This window comes from Streptomyces sp. DH12 (genome assembly GCF_020873895.1).
GTDB lineage: Bacteria > Actinomycetota > Actinomycetes > Streptomycetales > Streptomycetaceae > Streptomyces.
In genome coordinates, this window is sequence record NZ_JAHWGT010001361.1 from 1 (window position 1) to 420 (window position 420).

A 420-nucleotide genomic window follows, 5' to 3' on the forward strand; every position below is an offset into this window, starting at 1 on the left:
CCGGCCGTCCACCGAGACCCTGCCGATCCGGCCCGCCGAGATCTCCGCGAACCACAGCGCCCTGCCGTCCGCCGCGATGCCGACCGGCCCCGCGGCCTCGGTGGGCAGGGGGTGCACGGCGGTGTCACCGTCAGGGGTGAGGCGGCCGATCGCGTTCGCGCCGTTCAGGGGGAACCACAGCGCACCGTCCGGACCCGTCGTGATCGCGGAGGGGTAGGCGCGCGCGACCGGGAGGGCGAACTCCGTGACGTCCCCGTCGACGGTGATGCGGCCGATGCGGTCACCGGTCGTCTCCGTGAACCACATCGCGCCGTCCGGACCCGCCGTGATGCCGTACGGTCCGCCACCGGAGGTCGGCAGCGCGAAGGACGTCACCTCGCCGTCGACGGTGACGCGGCCGATCCGGTGGTCCTGGAGGCG

Annotated in this window: 1 pseudogene; it reads right to left on the reverse strand. The window is 74.5% G+C overall.

Going from position 1 to position 420, the window contains the following annotated elements:
- Positions 1-420: pseudogene (locus LPA54_RS40075) on the reverse strand (virginiamycin B lyase); the annotation flags it as partial.